The organism is Vitreimonas sp. (genome assembly GCF_035627415.1).
Taxonomy (GTDB): Bacteria; Pseudomonadota; Alphaproteobacteria; order Caulobacterales; family Aquidulcibacteraceae; genus Vitreimonas.
Map to the genome: position 1 here is coordinate 1 of NZ_DASPLU010000028.1, position 16,123 is coordinate 16,123.

At 66.4% G+C, this 16,123-nt stretch carries 16 protein-coding genes and 1 pseudogene; 8 read left to right on the forward strand and 9 right to left on the reverse strand.

Annotated features, from left to right (window positions below; genetic code table 11):
- The 3 genes and pseudogenes from VEA80_RS14740 to VEA80_RS14750 all read right to left on the reverse strand — a co-directional run.
- Positions 1-208, reverse strand: a pseudogene (locus tag VEA80_RS14740) (hypothetical protein); the annotation flags it as partial.
- A 211-nt stretch (positions 209-419) separates the two neighbouring features.
- The gene (locus VEA80_RS14745; RefSeq protein WP_325061524.1) at positions 420-1,037 is read right to left on the reverse strand and encodes a VUT family protein; all 618 of its coding nucleotides are present in this window, start codon (positions 1,035-1,037) and stop codon (positions 420-422) included.
- Positions 1,038-1,311: 274 nt separating this feature from the next.
- A complete protein-coding gene (locus VEA80_RS14750) occupies positions 1,312-2,139 on the reverse strand; it encodes a 23S rRNA (adenine(2030)-N(6))-methyltransferase RlmJ (protein ID WP_325061525.1) in 828 nt (275 codons plus the stop codon).
- A gap of 44 nt (positions 2,140-2,183) precedes the next feature.
- Between VEA80_RS14750 and VEA80_RS14755 the strand changes: the two genes are divergently transcribed.
- Positions 2,184-2,456, forward strand: coding sequence for a GNAT family N-acetyltransferase (locus VEA80_RS14755; protein ID WP_325061526.1), 273 nt, complete (start codon positions 2,184-2,186; stop codon positions 2,454-2,456).
- A gap of 13 nt (positions 2,457-2,469) precedes the next feature.
- On the opposite strand, the gene VEA80_RS14760 is transcribed toward VEA80_RS14755, so the two are convergent.
- Entirely contained in the window at positions 2,470-3,501 is a 1,032-nt protein-coding gene (locus VEA80_RS14760) for an MBL fold metallo-hydrolase (RefSeq protein ID WP_325061527.1), read from the reverse strand.
- 119 nt (positions 3,502-3,620) lie between these two features.
- On the reverse strand, positions 3,621-4,283 hold the full coding sequence (locus VEA80_RS14765; RefSeq protein WP_325061528.1) for a peroxiredoxin: 663 nt from the start codon (positions 4,281-4,283) through the stop codon (positions 3,621-3,623).
- A 124-nt stretch (positions 4,284-4,407) separates the two neighbouring features.
- On the opposite strand from VEA80_RS14765, the gene VEA80_RS14770 reads away from it, so the two are divergent.
- Positions 4,408-5,259, forward strand: coding sequence for a DUF4105 domain-containing protein (locus VEA80_RS14770; RefSeq protein WP_325061529.1), 852 nt, complete (start codon positions 4,408-4,410; stop codon positions 5,257-5,259).
- Here VEA80_RS14770 and VEA80_RS14775 read toward each other — a convergent pair whose 3' ends face one another.
- Genes VEA80_RS14775 through VEA80_RS14785 form a run of 3 tightly spaced genes read right to left on the reverse strand, consistent with a single transcriptional unit; the run spans position 5,260 to position 8,104 of the window.
- A complete protein-coding gene (locus VEA80_RS14775; protein WP_325061530.1) occupies positions 5,260-6,018 on the reverse strand; it encodes a pseudouridine synthase in 759 nt (252 codons plus the stop codon). It lies immediately after the preceding gene.
- 32 nt (positions 6,019-6,050) lie between these two features.
- On the reverse strand, positions 6,051-6,620 hold the full coding sequence (gene sodC / locus VEA80_RS14780) for a superoxide dismutase [Cu-Zn] SodC (protein WP_325061531.1): 570 nt from the start codon (positions 6,618-6,620) through the stop codon (positions 6,051-6,053).
- Positions 6,621-6,676: 56 nt separating this feature from the next.
- Positions 6,677-8,104, reverse strand: coding sequence for a tetratricopeptide repeat protein (locus VEA80_RS14785; RefSeq protein ID WP_325061532.1), 1,428 nt, complete (start codon positions 8,102-8,104; stop codon positions 6,677-6,679).
- A gap of 175 nt (positions 8,105-8,279) precedes the next feature.
- On the opposite strand from VEA80_RS14785, the gene VEA80_RS14790 reads away from it, so the two are divergent.
- The 6 genes from VEA80_RS14790 (at position 8,280) to VEA80_RS14815 (ending at position 14,744) form a co-directional block, all read left to right on the forward strand.
- Entirely contained in the window at positions 8,280-8,651 is a 372-nt protein-coding gene (locus VEA80_RS14790; RefSeq protein WP_349257265.1) for a YciI family protein, read from the forward strand.
- A gap of 3 nt (positions 8,652-8,654) precedes the next feature.
- On the forward strand, positions 8,655-9,905 hold the full coding sequence (locus tag VEA80_RS14795; RefSeq protein WP_325061534.1) for an RNA polymerase sigma factor: 1,251 nt from the start codon (positions 8,655-8,657) through the stop codon (positions 9,903-9,905).
- 72 nt (positions 9,906-9,977) lie between these two features.
- Positions 9,978-10,445 carry an SRPBCC family protein gene (locus VEA80_RS14800; protein ID WP_325061535.1) on the forward strand — a complete coding sequence of 156 codons (468 nt, stop codon included), beginning with the start codon at positions 9,978-9,980 and terminating at the stop codon, positions 10,443-10,445.
- A gap of 149 nt (positions 10,446-10,594) precedes the next feature.
- A complete protein-coding gene (locus tag VEA80_RS14805) occupies positions 10,595-12,466 on the forward strand; it encodes a sulfotransferase (protein ID WP_325061536.1) in 1,872 nt (623 codons plus the stop codon).
- Between the two features lie 57 nt (positions 12,467-12,523).
- Entirely contained in the window at positions 12,524-14,467 is a 1,944-nt protein-coding gene (locus VEA80_RS14810; RefSeq protein WP_325061537.1) for a tetratricopeptide repeat-containing sulfotransferase family protein, read from the forward strand.
- Positions 14,468-14,531: 64 nt separating this feature from the next.
- Positions 14,532-14,744, forward strand: a complete 213-nt coding sequence (locus VEA80_RS14815) for a hypothetical protein (RefSeq protein ID WP_325061538.1) — start codon at positions 14,532-14,534, stop codon at positions 14,742-14,744.
- A gap of 807 nt (positions 14,745-15,551) precedes the next feature.
- Here the strand turns inward: VEA80_RS14815 and VEA80_RS14820 are convergent.
- On the reverse strand, positions 15,552-16,121 hold the full coding sequence (locus tag VEA80_RS14820; RefSeq protein WP_325061539.1) for a carboxymuconolactone decarboxylase family protein: 570 nt from the start codon (positions 16,119-16,121) through the stop codon (positions 15,552-15,554).
- Positions 16,122-16,123 lie beyond the last annotated feature (2 nt).

Sequence of the window (16,123 nt, forward strand, 5' to 3'; positions counted from 1 at the left end):
TGCCGCCCCCGCCGCCGCGATCACCGCCGCCGCCCCGATAGCCGCCGCCTCCGCCGCCGCCATAACCGCCGCCGCCGCCGCCGAAGCCGCCGCCGCTCTCACCGCCAAATTCAGGGGCGGCATTGTCTCTTTCCCGGCCGCGTCCGCCGCGCTTTTCTTTCTTCCGATCGTTGTCGTTGTCGTCGCCGAAATCGTCGTCGAAGCTCATTTCCACTTTTCCTGCTTGAGGCCGAGGCGCACGCCATCGGCCGCGCATACGCAAAGGCGTACGCACGTCACCGCGAATTCCTGCTTTGTTGGGGAAAGAAAACTCTGCCGCACTCTGCGGAACTTCGCACCTTCACCGGCCGCCACGGCCGGCGCTACACAACCGAGTTATGGGGGAGAGGGTTCCGCTGCGCAAGCGCCAAAGGGCTGCTTTACGCGGGATTCATCTCGTTTGCTTGCGCCCGCTTCTCCTGCGCCGCCACGATTTGGGACACCACGAGCGCGCCCGCCAGCTTCGAGGCGATGCCGGTCACAATTGTGCCCCAAGCGAAGATGCCGGGCACGACCAGCGATGCAAGGCCGATGAAGACGACTTGGTCGAGCGGCGCCGAAGCGAGGCTCGAGATCATGATGCGCTGCGAAAGCGGGCGTTTGGTGAAGGTGTAGACGGCCCAGTCCACCGTCTCGCTGATCAGGAACGCCAACCCGCTTGCGATCACGACCTGGATCCACGAGGTGAGGGTCGAGAGCGCAAGCCCCGTGATCATCGCCGCCCAAACCCAGTGTTTCATCTCGCGCTGGGCGAAGTCGCGGACGACGAGTACGAGGCCTGTCACGATCGCCAGCGGCTGAAACTGCCCACCGCCCAGCCAGTCGGGGATCGGCGTCGTCGGAACGGCCGCGAACGACCAATTGATGAACGGCATCAGCCCCACATAAAGCGCGGCCCAGCGATGCCCGGCGAAGAAGAACGCAGCCATCACCGCCAGCACGATCGGCAGCGCGACCTGCCATTGCTGCAGGAATGCGAAAACTTGTTCGAAGGTCATGCCTCTCCCCGCCCGCATCGTCGGCCCGTTCGCGCGGCGTGACAAGCGTCACAGCATCCCTGGCCGCCAGTGAGTAGCTTCCTCTCATCGCACTGACGCGATTGACAGCCACTCCAGCCAGGGAGCACGACATGACCAAGTTTTATTGCCTGATCGCCGCAGCCGCCGTGTTCTTCCCGCTGGCGATGGCGACTTTGAACCAAGCCGCGATGATCGTCGCCTGAGTTGCGACACTCGTGGCGAGGGGGAAGGGCGCGGAGCAATCCGCGCCCTTTTAGCTGGGCGCGAGCCGCCAGCCGCTTTGGCCCTTCGTCAATGCGTCCGCCAGGAACGGCAGCGCTTCGAGCAATTCGTCTGCGAGCCCGAACGGCGGGTTGATGAGAAACACGCTCGAGCCGACGAGCCGCCCTTCGGGCGAAGGCGCCGCCGTCCAGAGATCGGCGCGCAGCGTTTCCTTTGCGCCCTGCGCGCGCGCTTCGGCGTCGGCCGCCGCGAGCGCGCTTTCGCTCTTCAGCGGCCGCCACCATAGATAGCTGCCGTGCCCGAACCGCCTCAGGGCGCCGCCGATCGCACGTGCGGAAAGCGTGAGTTCGTCCGGCGCTTCATATGGCGGATCGATCAGCACCAGCCCGCGCCGTTGCGGCGGCGGCAACAGCGCGCCTAGCGCCTCCCAGCCGTCGCGCGCATGCACCTGCACGTTCGGCTGGCGTGGCAGCGAGCGCCGCAGCGCGGCGTGTTCTTCCGGGTGCAGCTCGCAGGCCATCAGCACGTCGTCCAGCCGCAATTGGGTCGTCGCCAGAGCCGGGGAGCCGGGATAGACGCGCAAGTTTCCGTCCTGGTTGAAGCCGCGGACCGCCTCGAGATAGCGCGCCACCAGCGGCGGCGGTTCAGGCCAGCTCCACAGCCGGCCGACCCCGTCGCGCCACTCCGGGCTGCGTTCCGCTTCCTCCCCCGCCAGGTCGTAAAGCCCGCGTCCCGCATGCGTATCAAGCACCGCGAAGGGCGCCGGTTTGCGCTTCAGCGCGTTAAGGCAGAACAGAAGCACGGCGTGCTTGAGAACGTCGGCATGATTGCCCACGTGGAAGGCGTGGCGATAGTTCACGGGTTGGACGTAGCTTCTGGCCCGAGCTCAGGAAAGAGGCGCTGATGGAAGGCTTCCGCGATAATCTGTCCGCTCACCGCTATGAACTGGATGCGCCCGAGGGGATGTCGTTCGCGAACTATCGCGACATTGCCAACACCCGCGTGATCCTGCACGTGGAGACGCCGGTGGAGGCGCGCGGCCGCGGCTATGCGCAGAAGCTGATGGATGCGATCGTGGCCGAAGCGCGCGAGCGCGGCCATCTGCTTCGGGCGAGCTGCTCTTACGCCGTCGCCTATTTCCGCCGTCACCCCGCCACGCAGGACGTGCAGGCCTAGGCAAGAGCGTTCCTTAAGACGGCTCGACCGGAAAGCCTTTCTCGCGCCACGCCTTCATGCCGCCGTCGAGCGCCACCGCGCGCGTGAAGCCCAGTTTGCGCAAGGTCGCCGCCGCGAGCGTCGAGATTTTGCCGTACTCGCAATAGGTGACGATGCGCGCCGTCGGATCGGGCAGCGCTTCGTTGACCTTGAGCTCCAGCACGCCGCGCGGCAGATGCCTGGCGTTCGGGATATGGCCCGCCTCGAACGCATCCTTCTCGCGCACGTCGAGGACGATGAGATCGTTGGCGCCGGCTTCGGCGCGCGCCTTCACTTCGTCCATCGACATGAACGGCACTTCGGCCGCCGCCTCGCTTAGCATTTGCGCCACGCTGACGGCGCCGCTCATGTTTACACGGAGCGCTTCGGTCAAGTGTTCCGGCATCGACAGCGAGAGTGTGCGCATCATTTCGACGAACTCGGCGCGGTCGGTCTTCTGCAGCCGCGGGTTCGACCGCCGCTCTTCCTCGATCGTCGAGCAGCTGTGGCCCTTGTAGACGTGTGCGGGATAGATTTTCATCTGCGGATCGAGCTTCAACAGCTTGTTGAACAAGCTGTCGTAGAGCTGTTCCGGATCGCCCGTCGGCAGATCGGTGCGGCCGGTCGCGCCGATCAGCAGCGTGTCGCCGGTGAAGACACGGTCGCTCGCGACGAGGCACATCGCATCGCGCGTATGACCTGGCGTGTGCAGCACGGCGAGACGAATGTTGCCGACCTTGATCACATCGCCTTCGTCCACGCGCAAATCCGGATAGGGCGCGGGCGAGAGTCGGTGCGCCACCGCGGGCGCGCCGAGTTGCTCACTCAATTGTTTGGCGGCGCTGAAATGGTCCGCGTGCGTGTGCGTGTCGATGACGTAGCGGATGCGCACGCCATGATGCGCCGCCAGCGCTTTGTAGCGCTCGATCTGGCGCACCTCCGGATCGATCACAGCGGCGGCGCAAGTGTCGCTGCAGCCGATCAGGTACGATTGGCAGCCGCCGGTCGCGACCTGTTCGAAAATCATGGATCTCTCCTTCGGCTGGAGAGTCCTACGTCCCGCGCCCGACCGCAAGAGATGCGGCGCCCGTCCTTTCGGATCGGGCAATTGGCCGAGCTACCACGATAGCTGCGTGTGAGGCCGGGTCAGCCCCGCGGCTGGGGCACGACGCGGAGGTAGGGCTTCACCGTGGTCCAGCCGCTCGGAAAGCGCGTCTTCGCCTCGTCATCGGAAACCGACGGCACGATGATCACGTCCTCACCGTGCTTCCAGTTCACCGGCGTCGCCACTTTGTGGCTGGCGGTGAGTTGGATCGAGTCGACGAGACGCAGCACTTCATCGAAGTTGCGGCCGGACGACATCGGATAGATCAGCATCGCTTTGATCAGCTTGTCCGGGCCGATGATGTAAACGGTGCGCACGGTTGCGTTCGTCGCCGCGGTGCGGCCCTCGGACGTGCCCGCCGTCTCCGCCGGCAGCATCTCGTAGAGCTTCGCGACGTGGAGATCGTGGTCGCCGATCATCGGGAACTGAACGTCGCCGCCGGTGACTTCGCGGATGTCGGCGCGCCAGCGTTCGTGCGCGTCCACCGGATCGACTGAGAGCCCCATGACCCTTACGTTGCGCCGCTTGAACTCGGGCTCCAGCTTGGCGAGGTAGCCGAGTTCGGTGGTGCAGACGGGCGTGAAGTCTTTCGGGTGCGAAAACAGGATGCCGTAGCCGTCGCCCAGCCAATCGTGGAATCTGATCCGGCCATGCGTAGTCTCGGCTTCGAAGTCGGGGGCTTTATCGCCAATGCGCAGCGCCATGCGAGAACTCCTTCCATGCCTATCGCCCGATAGCACGGCGCACGGATCGCCGCCAGAAAAAGGGATTCAGTAACGAGCGTTTCCGCAAAATGGCGCCGATCGGCGCGGAAGGAGGGAGCAAGAGGTGAAGCGAGTGTTAGCTTGGTTCGGCGCGCACCCGCTGCGGCCGGCGCTTGCCAGCATTGCGGCCATCCTTGCGCTCGGCGCGGCCGCCAAGATCAGCGGTCCGCCGCAATTGGCGCGCGATTGGTATCCGTATCTCGGACGCACGGCGCGCGTGAACATGGTCGGCGACGGTTTCGCCGTCTCGCCCGTGACCGACTGGAGCTATTCGCGCGAAGGCGTGACGAACGAGCGCTACATCGAAGCGTCGTACAATCTCGCGGAACTACGGAACGTGTGGTTCATGCTGGAGCCCCAGCCCGGCTCGCAGCTCGCCGCACACACGTTGCTCTTGTTCGAATTCGAAGGCGATCGCCTGCTTGGACTCACGATCGAAGCCCGTCGCGAGGCGAGCGAGGACTATTCCGCGCTCAACGGCGTCTTCAACGCGTTCGAACTCGCCTATGTCTGGGGCACGGCGCGTGATCTTCTAGTCCGCCGCGCGGTGATGCTGGATCACGAGGTGTTCCTTTATCCCGTCAGCATCACCGACGATCAGAAGCGCACGTTACTGTCGCGCCTCCTGCACCGCACCGATGCGCTGGAAACGCGTGCGCGGTACTACAATACGATCACGTCGAACTGCACCAACGAATTGGCCAAAGCGGCCGGCTTCCACTGGGCGCCGGCCTACGTTCTCACCGGACGCTCGGACGAATACCTGTTCGAGCGCGGCATCATCCCGGGCGAAACCTTCGCGGCGGCGCACGCGCGGTCCGATATCACCGCGTTCGTGCGAGCGCTGAACCAGGCGCCGCCGGCGTCGTTCGACGGCGAGCTGCTGCGGGAGCTCCGCCGGCGCCACGGCCGCTGATCACTTGCTGGCGGCGATGAGAGTCTCCCGCTCGTCCATGGACAGGGCCCGCCATTTGCCTTCGGGCAGATCGCCAACCTCCAGCGGGCCGATGCGGATCCGAAAAAGGTCGGTCACGTCGAGATCGACCAGCTCGCACATGCGCCGGATTTGCCGGTTGCGGCCTTCCGTCAGCACGAAGCGCAGCCGCTGGGGCTCGACCAGCTCTATTTTGGCGGGCCTCAGCTGGCGCCCATCGAGCGAGAGCCCATGCCGGAGCAGGGCGAGCTTCTTGCCCGTGACCTGGCCGGCGACACGCACGAGATATTCCTTGTCGAGCTTTGACTCCGGCCCGATGACCGCTTTCGCCAGCACGCCGTCTTCGCTGAGCAGAAGCAGCCCGCGCGAGTCCTGGTCGAGTCGGCCGAGCGGGGCGAGGCGCGTGCGCTTGTTCGGCAGGTTGCGCGGCGGGCCGATCAGGTTTGCGCGCGTGAGCAGCCGCGCCGCCGGAATCTGATCCCCCTCCGGCTGCGCCGAGACAACGCCCACCGGCTTGTTCAGCGCCACGCTGATCTGCGGCCTCCCGCCGGCTTCGCCGAGTTCGAGGCTTTGGCCGGGCAGGATCTTGCGGCCGGGGTCGTCGACGCGTTCGCCGTCGATGCGCACCAATCCCTTCGCGATCAGCTCTTCCGCTTCTCGGCGCGAGCACACGCCTTCGCTAGCCAACCATTTGTTGACACGTTGCGGCTCGGCGCCCTCGTAGCGCTTGTTCCATGGCATGGCGCTTCTCTACGCCATGCCGCGGCGCTGCGTCAGTCTATCACGCCGCACGCGATGCGGTCGCCGCCACCGCCGAGCGGCGCCGGCTCGTCGCTGTAATTGTCGCCGCCCGAGTGGATCATCAGCGCATGACCGCGCAACTGGGTGATGTCGTCGATCCGCGGCGCGGTGACGGAGAGCATGGCGCGGCCATCCTGGCCGACTTCGATGCGCGGCAGATCGCCGAGGTGGCCGTCGCCGGTGGGGCCGGCGTGGCGGCCGGTGTTTCCGGGATCCCAATGCCCGCCTGCGGCGCCGGCCGGCGTGATCCTGCCGCTCTCGGGCGCGGGGCCGCAGTCCGCGTTCGCGTGCACATGGAAGCCATGCGTGCCAGGCGGTAGTCCGGTCAGGTTCAAATCGAATACGGCGCCTTCGCCGCCGCCCCGGATTTGCACCGTGCCGACGCTAGCTCCCGGTCCAGTTTCGGTCGCTTGCATCAGCTCGACACTCAGAGTCTCGGCTTCCGGTTGCGCCTCCGAGACGGGAGCCGGCGCTTCTGTGGTAGTTTGTTGATTGCAGGCGGCGAGCAGGGCGAGGCTTACGGTGATGCTGAGCAATCTCATGCGAACTCCTTCTGCACGGCAGAACTAGATCGCCTCGCCACGGCGGCGAGCCCGCTTCACTGGCAGAGCGCTGGCTCCCCCATCGCCCGCAGCCGGCGCTGCGCCATCGGCTGGATCTGTTGCTCGTCGCGCAGGCAAACCAGAGCCTTGTAGAGCTGGATTGCGCGCGCCCGATCCTGCGCTGAGCCGCCGCGCAGCATGTCGGCGAGATTGAACATCGAGGGCGGATAGTTCTGCCGCGCCGCGCGGTCGTACAAAGCCCGCGCCCGCGCCAGATCGCGGGCGACGCCGCGTCCATCGCGGTAGAGCGTCGCCAGCAGGTGCAGCGCATCGACCTGATCGGATCGCGCCGCGCGCTCGAGAAACGGCAGCGCCGCCGCCGGATCGCGCGGACCGGCCGGGCTGTCGCGCAGCCAGCGTGCGTAATGGAATTGCCCGCGCGGCTCGCCGCGCTCGGCCGCGGCAAGCCAGAAACGGCCGGCCTCCGCTTGCGCCTCCATCGAGCGCCGCTCGGAAAGCATTTCGGCGTATTCGATCTGCGCCGGCAGCCAACCGAGCCGCGCCGCCTGCGCCAGCCGCTCGCGCGCCGTGATTGCGTCGATCCCGGCATGCGGCGCCGAGCGCTGCAGAACCCAGGAGAGATAAAGCCCGGCCGCCTCGTTCTGATCGGCGCTGAGATCGCAATACTCCCGCGCCGCCGTGGGGCTGGGTAGGAAACCGTCGGCGCCGGCCAAGTGCCCTAAGCACGCCAGCGCCTGCGCCCGCGCGTCGCCGGCGATCGCCCGCCGCTTGATCCGGTCGCCGTCTTGCAGTTGCCGGGCCGCCTCGCGCCAGTCCTTCCGCTCGAGATCTTGCCAGCTGATCGGCAGGGCAGGCGCATCGAGCGGAGCCGACGTCGGCGCAGCGTCGGCTTGCGTTGTCGTCGCCAGCATTTCGCCGGAACGCACCGCCTGCACTACGCGCCCAGCGCCGAAGCCGACTGCGAAAAGCGCGGCGACGCCCGCGGTCATCAACATCGCCGTGGATACGATCCGCCGCCGCGGCGAGGGCGGGCGCGCCAGCAGCGCGGCGCGCGCCTTGATCAACGCGTCCGGCAGGACCGCCGCCTTGCCTTCGGTGGGGGCCAGCTTGTTGATCGCGGCCACGAGCGCCGTGAAGCTCGCTTTGAAGGCGGTGCGGTCGCGCGGCTTCAGGCTGATTGCGGGCGCGGCGCGGAACGGGGCCGGAGCAGCCGTCGCCCGCGTGCTGGCGCAGATCAGCTTGCCCTGCTGCAGCGCCATCGCCGCCAGCACCGCCATCCAGGTCGGCGGCTCCGCGCCGGACCAGAGCGCGACGACGGCTTTCGCCTTCTCCAGCAGCGGCCCGATCTCGGCGTCGGTCGGCGTCGCGGCCGCAGCCTCGAAGCCGAGCGCTGTCAGCGCCTCCGCCAATCCGCGCGCCTGCGCCTGCTCTCCCGCGGGCGCGGCTATGAAGACCTCCGCCATGCTCTCCCTCGCCTCCTATTTTGAACCGAAGGCGGCGCGGGCGCGTCAAGCGCAGCCGAACAACATGGACGCGTCTTAAGGCCAGCGGCTTTGATGACCGCGATGTGAGGAAATTCTCGACGCGATGTCGGCGAAGGCCGTAAGCGTTCGTCCTTAACTCATGAGGCCGTACCCGATGCTCTACACCGTGCTTTGCTACAACGACGAAGCTGCCGTCTTCTCCTGGACCAAGGAGGAGGACGATGCGGTGATGGCCCGGCTCGACGTTGTGCATAAGAAGTGGGAGGGGCAGGGCAAGCTGAAGCCGGCGATCCGCCTGTTGCCGACCTCCGCCGCGACGACGCTGCGGAAGAAGGACAACGAAGTGCTCGACGGCCCCTACGCCGAGACCAAGGAGCAATTGCTCGGCTTCTACGTGATCGAGGTGGATAATCTCGAGGAAGGGCTGCAGTTCGCCCGCGAACTCGCCGTCGCCAATCCGGGCGGCGCCTATGAGCTGCGCCCGATCATGATCTATCAGCCCGGCGCGCCGGTGGAGCCGCGCTGAGCCATGACCGGACTCGCCTGGATAGATGCGGCGCTGGTCTCCGCGCGCCCCCAGGCTGTGGCGGCGCTGCTGCGCTATTTCCGTGACCTCGACTTAGCCGAGGAGGCGTATCAGGACGCCTGCCTGCGCGCGCTCAAGAATTGGCCGACCAACGGTCCGCCACGCGATCCGGCCGCGTGGCTGATCATGGTCGGCCGCAACGCGGCTATCGACGTGACGCGCCGCCGCGCCAAGCAGACCGCCTTGCCGGATGAGGAGCACCTCTCCGATCTGAGCGATGTCGAAGCCGACGCCGTGCAGCGCTTGGACGAAGCCGACTATCGCGACGACGTGCTGCGGCTCTTGTTCATCTGCTGCCATCCCGATTTGCCGGCGACGCAGCAGGTCGCGCTCGCTCTGCGCATCGTCTCCGGCCTCACCGTGCCGCAGATCGCGCGCGCGTTTCTGGTGGGCGAAAGCGCCATGGAGCAGCGCATCACGCGCGCGAAGGCGAAAGTCGCTGGCGCCGGCGTGCCGTTCGAAGCGCCGGACGCGGTGGAGCGGTCGCAGCGTTTGGACTCGGTTGCGGCGATGATCTATCTCGTCTTCAACGAGGGCTATTCGGCCGCCGATCCGGCGAGCGACCGCGCCTCGCTGTGCGACGAAGCCATCCGACTCGCGCGGCTCTTGCTGCGCATGTATCCGTCCGAGCCGGAGATCATGGGTTTGCTAGCGCTGATGCTGCTGCAGCATTCGCGCATCGCCGCGCGCTTCGGCGCGGACGGCGGCGCGATCTTGCTCGAGGATCAGGACCGCACCAAGTGGAAGGCGCCGCTGATCCAGGAAGGGCTCGCGCTGATCGAGAAAGCGATGCGCAGCCGCAAGCCCGGTCCCTACCAGATTCAGGCCGCCATCGCCGGCCTGCACGCGCGCGCCGAAACGCCGGATGAAACCGACTGGGCCGAGATCGATGCGCTCTACCAAGCACTCGAACGCCACACGCCATCGCCCGTGGTGACGCTCAATCGCGCCGTTGCAGTGGCGAAGCTCAACGGCCCGCAGGCTGCGCTCGATCTGATCGCGCCGCTGGGCGATCGTCTCGACGGCTATTTCTATTTCCACGGCGTACGCGGCGCGTACTTGAAGCAGCTCGGCCGCAACAAAGACGCGCGCGAAGCCTTCAATCGCGCCATCGCGCTGGCGAACACGCCAGCCGAAGCGGCGCACATCCGCCAGCATCTCGACAGCCTCGAAGCGGAAGCTGTGAAAAAATAGAAGGCGGTGTAGGGACACGTCGCCGCCGTTCGTCCTAGCAGCAGCAACCACGCAGACCGAAGGACTACGAAAATGACCGACCAAGCCAAACACGAACTGGTGCTCGATCTCGTGCTCGATGCGCCGGCGGAAAAGCTGTTCCGCTGCTATTCCGATCCCAAGCTGTTGCAGCAATGGTTCGCGCCGAAGCCGTGGACGATCAAGAGCACCGACATCGACTTCCGCCCCGGCGGTCGCATGGCGTTCGTGATGGCCTCGCCCGAAGGCGAGGAATATCCGAACGCCGGCATCTATATCGACATCGTGCCGAACAAGAAGATCGTCACCACCGACGCGATCACGCCGGACACGTTCGAGCCGTCGGGCCCGTTCATGATCGCGGAGATCACGTTCGAAGACCTCGGCAACGGCAAGACCAAGTACCGCGCCGTCGCCCGTCACTGGACCGAAGAAACCAAGCAGCAGCACGAGCAGATGGGCTTCCACGAAGGCTGGGGCCAAACCGCCCGCCAGCTCGAAGCGCTCGCCAAGACGATCTGAGCCAAGCCCAACCGCGGCGAAGCGCGCTCTCGCGAAAGGCGAGGGCGCGCTTTCCATTCTGGCGCGCCCTGCGTCAGTACGGCTCCCAACAGGCATTCGACCTTGCGGCTCCAAACCGCCGCAGGGTAATCCGGGGCCTGAGGATTTCGATGAAACTGAACGCCCGCTTCATTCAGCTGCCGGTAGCCTACGACGTTGAACGGCTGCGCGAGGAGATCGCGGCGCTGGGCGTGGAGGCATGGCGCCCGCATCCTGAGGGCTTTCAGGGCAACGACTTCATTCCGCTGATCGCGGCCAATGGCGAGCCGGCCGACGAGAGTTTCGAAGGGCCGATGCGGCCAACCGAGCATTTGAAGGCGTGCCCGTACCTCATCGATGTGCTGGCCAGCCTCGGCGCCGCCTGGGGACGCACGCGGCTGATGCGGCTTGGGCCCCACGCTGACGTCAATCCCCACGTCGATGTGAACTATTATTGGCGTGACCGCATGCGCGTGCATGTGCCGATCGTGACCCAGCCGACGGTGCGCTTTTACTGCGGCGACCAGGACATCCATATGGCCGCCGGCGAATGCTGGATCTTCGACACCTGGAGTCTGCACCGGGTCGAAAACAACGACGAGCGCTTCCGCATCCATCTGGTTGCCGACACTGTCGGCGGCGAAGGCTTCTGGGACTTGGCCGCGCGCGGGCGCGCTGTCGGCTTCCCGTCGCCGCCGAACTGGACGCCGGAGAAGATCGAGCCGCGCGATACTCCGGTCGGGGCGCTCGATCTGGAGAGCGTCAACGCGCCATCGGTGATGAGCCCCTGGGAAGCCGCCGATCACATCAACTTCCTGCTCGGCGAAGCGCAGCCGCACCAGCCTGCGATCCCCGGAGTTCGGCAAGTAGTCGTTCACTTCCTGCACAAGTGGCGCGCGTTGTGGTCGATCTATGGTGAGTCGCGCGAAGGCTGGCCGCGCTATCGCGCTGCGCTCAACGCCTTCACCGAGGATCTCAAAACGGCGCAGGCGCACACCATCCGCTTGCGCAACCGCGCTTCGTTCATGACGGCGCTGTCCTATCTCGTGCTGTCGCCCGGCCTCGCAGACACATCGCGCAATTTCGCCATCGGCGAAGTGCGTGAGAACCCCGATGCAGCGCCGCAGGCGCAGCGCGCGCCATCCGTTTCGCGCCTGCCTACCGAGCCCGATCCGGAATTCGATCGGCCGATCTTCATCGTCAACCCGCCGCGCTCGGGCTCGTCGCTGTTGTTCGAGACATTGGCCCAGGCGCCCGGCCTCTACACGATCGGCGGCGAAAGCCACAATTTGATCGAGGGCATCCCGGCGTTCAATCTCGCCTCGCAGAAATTCGAGTCCAACCGGCTCGGGCGCGAACACGCTTTGCCGGGGCCGGTGCACACGCTGCGCCAACGCTTCTTGCAGTCGCTGAAGAACCGCGAAGGCCATGCGCCGGAAGGCGACCGTGTGCGCATGCTGGAGAAGACGCCGAAGAATGCGCTGCGCATCCCGCTGCTGCACGCAGCGTTTCCGGAAGCGCGCTTCATTTATCTCTATCGCGATCCGCGCGAGGTGCTGGCCTCGATGATGGAGGCCTGGGAGAGCGGCCGCTTCCGCACCTATCCGACGCTCCCCGGTTGGACCGGCAAGCGCGCCTGGTCGCTGCTGCTGACGCCGGGCTGGCGCGATCTCGGGCCGCTGCCGCTGAACGAAGTGGTCGCCGGCCAGTGGGCGGCGGCGACACAGGTGCTGCTCGACGATCTGGACGAGATCGCGTCCGATCGGGTCGCCGTGGCGCGTTACGATGCGCTGATCGCGGACCCGGACGCCGAAGTGCGCCGGCTCTGCGCGGCGGTCGATCTGGACTGGGACCGCAAGCTCGAAGGCGGCTTACCGCTCGCGCGCCACACGGTGTCCAAACCGGAGGACGGCAAGTGGCGGGCGCGCGAGGCGGACATCATGGCGGTTCTGCCTCGGCTCGAGCCGCTGATGCAGCGCGCCGCCGCATTCGCGCAGCGATGAAGCGTTGACCCTATGAGCACGGCCGCGCACGCGCTTGTGTCGCAAGCATTGAAGGTTATGAACGCCAGTCCGGCGCAGGCCGAGGCGCTGCTGCGGGCGGCGCTCGACGCAGAGCCGAACAACAACGACGCGCAGCTGCTGCTGAGCGAAGCGTTGCGGCGTAAGGGCGATCTCGCCGGCGCGCTGCACTTTGCGCAGATGCAGGCCCGCGCGCGGCCGCAATGGTTCGGCGCGCAGCGCCAGCTCGGCGTCGTGCTGGCAGGGCAAGGCGAGCCGCTGCCGGCCGCGCTGGCGTTCAAGCGGGCGGCTGAACTCAATCCCGCGCATCCGACGATCTGGCGCGAGCTGGCCGAGCAGAGCGCGCTCGCCGGCGACGGGCAAACGGCACGCGCGGCCTATGCGCGTCATGGAGCGATGCCGCCGGAGCCGGCGCTCAAGCCCGTCGCCGAAGCGCTGGCGGCGAACGACGCCGCAGCGGCGGAGGCAAGGCTTGCCGAACACCTGCGTCGCTTGCCGGACGATGTCGCGGCCTTGCGCATGCTCTCCGAAGCGCAGGCGCGCGCCGGCAGGACCGACGACGCCGAAGCGACGCTGCGGCGCATTTTGGAGCTCGCGCCGGACTTCATGTTCGCGCGCCACAGCCTGGGGCAGTTGCTGATGGGGCTCGGTCGGCTCGAAGCGGCCGATGCCGAGGCCAATTATTTGCTGCGACTCGACCCCGACAATGAAGGCAGCCGGCGTCTCAAGGCGGCGATCCTGAATGCGCTCGGCGAGTTCGACGCTGCGCTCGCGGTTTACGAAAAGCTCTTGAAGGACACGCCGAAGCACGCCGGCACGTGGATGAGCTACGGCCACGTTTTGAAGACGGTGGGCCGCACCGGGGAGGGGATCGAGGCGTATCGCAAGAGCATCGCGCTCGAGCCCCGGATGGGCGTTTCCTACTTCAGCCTCGCCAACCTGAAGACGTTCAGGTTCACCGGCCCCGAACTCAAGCAGATGGAGGCGCAGCTCGAGCGCGCGGACCTGACCACCAACGATCGCGTGCATCTGCTCTATGCGCTCGGCAAGGCGCATGAGGATGCGAAAGAGATCGAGCCGGCGTTCCGGCGCTACGCCGAAGGGGCGAAGCTCTATCGCAGTACGATCGACTACGATCCGGCCCGGCTCACCGCCCTGGTCGAGGCGAGCGAGCGGATGTTCACGCCGGAGTTTTTCGCCGAGCGGGCGGGCGGGTGCGAGGCGCGGGACGCCATCTTTATCGTCGGCCTGCCGCGGGCGGGATCGACGCTGCTGGAGCAGATCCTGGCGTCGCACTCGATGGTTGAGGGCACCATGGAGCTGGGCGATTTGAACGCGATCGCGTTCGAGCTGGGCGGCGGCGGCGCGGAGGCGGTTTACATCGACAAGCTGCCGGGGCTCACGCAGGCCGAGCGCAAAGAGCTAGGCGAAACCTATCTGCGGACGACGCGAATCCAGCGCAAGGAAGGCAAGCCGCTCTTCATCAACAAGATGCCGAACGACTTCCGCCATGTCGGCCTGATCCAGCTGATCTTGCCGAACGCGAAGATCATCGACGCGCGCCGGCACCCGATGGCGTGCGGCTGGTCGTGCTTCAAGCAGCACTTCGCGATGGGCCAGCACTACACCTACGATCTCGCCGAATTGGGCCGCTATTATCGCGACTACGTTCGGCTGATGGCGCATTACGACGCGGTGCTGCCCGGACGCGTGCATCGGGTGATCCACGAGGCGCTGGTCGCCGATCCCGAACCGCACATTCGCGAGCTGCTCGACTATTGCGGGCTGCCGTTCGAGGAGGCGTGCCTCAAGCCGCACGAGACCGAGCGGGCGGTGCGGACGGCGAGTTCCGAACAGGTGCGCCAGCCGATCAGCGCCAGGGGGCTCGACTCCTGGCGCGCGTTCGAGCCGTACCTTGACGAGCTGAAAGCGGCGCTCGGCGACGTTCTGGCCGCGTACCCGGCCGTTCCGCGAGGGAACTAAGGCGCGCGGCCGGCGTTGATGCGCCGTGCAACGGCTCCGCACCCCGATTTTTCAAGGATAGTCCATGACGACGGCGACGAAATTCAGCGCCGGCGAACGCGTGTCCATCACCCGCATCACCGCGTTCACGGCTCCGAGCGGGATCTACGAGGTGATCGGCGCCCTGCCGCGCGACTCCGGCCCGCAACGCTACCGCGTGCGCAATCCCAGCGAGAACTTCGACCGCATCATGGACGAAGCGCGGCTGGAAGCGCTGGGACAGCCGCAAGAGCATTGAGAGCGCGCGCTGCGCGCGCGAGGCAGTGGGCAGTCGGCAGTCGGCAATAGGCAATAGGCGCGTTGATGCGCCGGCGGACGCCGGTGCGCGAATTTCTACTGCCTACTGCCAACTGCCTACTGCCTCGCCTCCCGCAGGGAGGCCGGGGCGCGTCGGACGCGCAGGGGTAGTTCCTGGTTTGCGCTGATCATCGCTGAGCAGCGCCGCGCGTCGAACGCGCCCCGTGATCGGCCGTTATTCCCGGATTGGCGAGCCAGGAGTTTTTGACTCATCTGCATGGTTTCGCACCCAGAGGTCTTAGCTCCTTATGACCATGAGCCGGTTCAACGCGTCGGCAGCTCCCGAAAGCTGCCGGACCCTTCGGTTTCATGCCCCGAAGGCAATGCAGGCGCCGTTCGCTTCGCCCAATGGACACGACTCTCTGCCGAGCCTTCGAGTCCGCGGACTTTCTCAACGATGTTGGAGTCGTTCGTTCGCACGTTCTTCTCCTTCATCGAAGCGACGCCTGCCGCGCCGGTCGACGCCCTGACATTTCAAAGGTTCGGTGCACTTCGAAATCCTCCCGTGTCAGAGCAAGCGCATTGTACACCCGTTCGGGCGCGGTCGGATTGATTTCCGCGCCGGTGTTGATCGCGCTCGCTTTTCTCCTCCAAAAAGCGGGGATAGCGGCGCGCTCTATCCTCGTTTTCGCGCGTTAAGATTCGTGACAAGTTGTTCAAGCGCGAGCGTGCAGCTAGGCTGAGCCGAGGGGCAAGGACCGAGGAGCTTTGCCATGCCGTTCGAAGGCGATCCCGCACGTTTTCGTCTTTAGCCGCGCGCGTCCAGATCCGGGTCGAGCGCCTTGCCGTCCTCCAGCTGCACGCCGAACGTGTTCAGCATCATCGACACTTGCGTGTACTGGCCGGCGGTGAAGACGACGTCCATGCATTGGCGCTCGTTGAAGTGGGCTTTGAGCGCGGCCCAGTTGTCGGCGGCGACAAATTGGCGGGCGTGGAGATCGTCGCAGGCGCGCAGGAGCGCGGCGTCGGCGGGCGACCAGACGGGCGCGTCGGCGCCGGTTTTGATGGCGTCGATCTCGGCTTCGCTCATGCCGCGGCGGGCGATGGCGACATGCTGCGTCCATTCATAGCCGGCGCGGCAGAGATATCCGATGCGCAGAATGACGATCTCGCGCTCGCGCGGCGGCAGCGAATTGTTGCGCAGGATGTAGAGGCCCCAGGCGAGGAAGGCGCTGAGCGCCTCGGGCGCGCGCGCGAGCGTTCGGAAAATGTTGAGCGGCGGCGTGTTGGCGTAGGACGCGGGCGCCAGCGCTTCGCGTTGGGCGGGGGTGAGTTGCTCGTCGGTGAGCGGCGGGATGCGGGGTTCATCTAGATGCATTG

Coding starts and splice junctions, on each gene's coding strand:
- VEA80_RS14745 (WP_325061524.1), bottom strand. CDS start 1,037: ATGACCTTCGAACAAGTTTTCGCATTCCTGCAGCAATGGCAGGTCGCG.
- VEA80_RS14755 (WP_325061526.1), top strand. CDS start 2,184: ATGGAAGGCTTCCGCGATAATCTGTCCGCTCACCGCTATGAACTGGAT.
- VEA80_RS14760 (WP_325061527.1), bottom strand. CDS start 3,501: ATGATTTTCGAACAGGTCGCGACCGGCGGCTGCCAATCGTACCTGATC.
- VEA80_RS14765 (WP_325061528.1), bottom strand. CDS start 4,283: ATGGCGCTGCGCATTGGCGATAAAGCCCCCGACTTCGAAGCCGAGACT.
- VEA80_RS14775 (WP_325061530.1), bottom strand. CDS start 6,018: ATGCCATGGAACAAGCGCTACGAGGGCGCCGAGCCGCAACGTGTCAAC.
- sodC (WP_325061531.1), bottom strand. CDS start 6,620: ATGAGATTGCTCAGCATCACCGTAAGCCTCGCCCTGCTCGCCGCCTGC.
- VEA80_RS14785 (WP_325061532.1), bottom strand. CDS start 8,104: ATGGCGGAGGTCTTCATAGCCGCGCCCGCGGGAGAGCAGGCGCAGGCG.
- VEA80_RS14790 (WP_349257265.1), top strand. CDS start 8,280: ATGCTCTACACCGTGCTTTGCTACAACGACGAAGCTGCCGTCTTCTCC.
- VEA80_RS14795 (WP_325061534.1), top strand. CDS start 8,655: ATGACCGGACTCGCCTGGATAGATGCGGCGCTGGTCTCCGCGCGCCCC.
- VEA80_RS14800 (WP_325061535.1), top strand. CDS start 9,978: ATGACCGACCAAGCCAAACACGAACTGGTGCTCGATCTCGTGCTCGAT.
- VEA80_RS14805 (WP_325061536.1), top strand. CDS start 10,595: ATGAAACTGAACGCCCGCTTCATTCAGCTGCCGGTAGCCTACGACGTT.
- VEA80_RS14810 (WP_325061537.1), top strand. CDS start 12,524: ATGAACGCCAGTCCGGCGCAGGCCGAGGCGCTGCTGCGGGCGGCGCTC.
- VEA80_RS14815 (WP_325061538.1), top strand. CDS start 14,532: ATGACGACGGCGACGAAATTCAGCGCCGGCGAACGCGTGTCCATCACC.
- VEA80_RS14820 (WP_325061539.1), bottom strand. CDS start 16,121: ATGCATCTAGATGAACCCCGCATCCCGCCGCTCACCGACGAGCAACTC.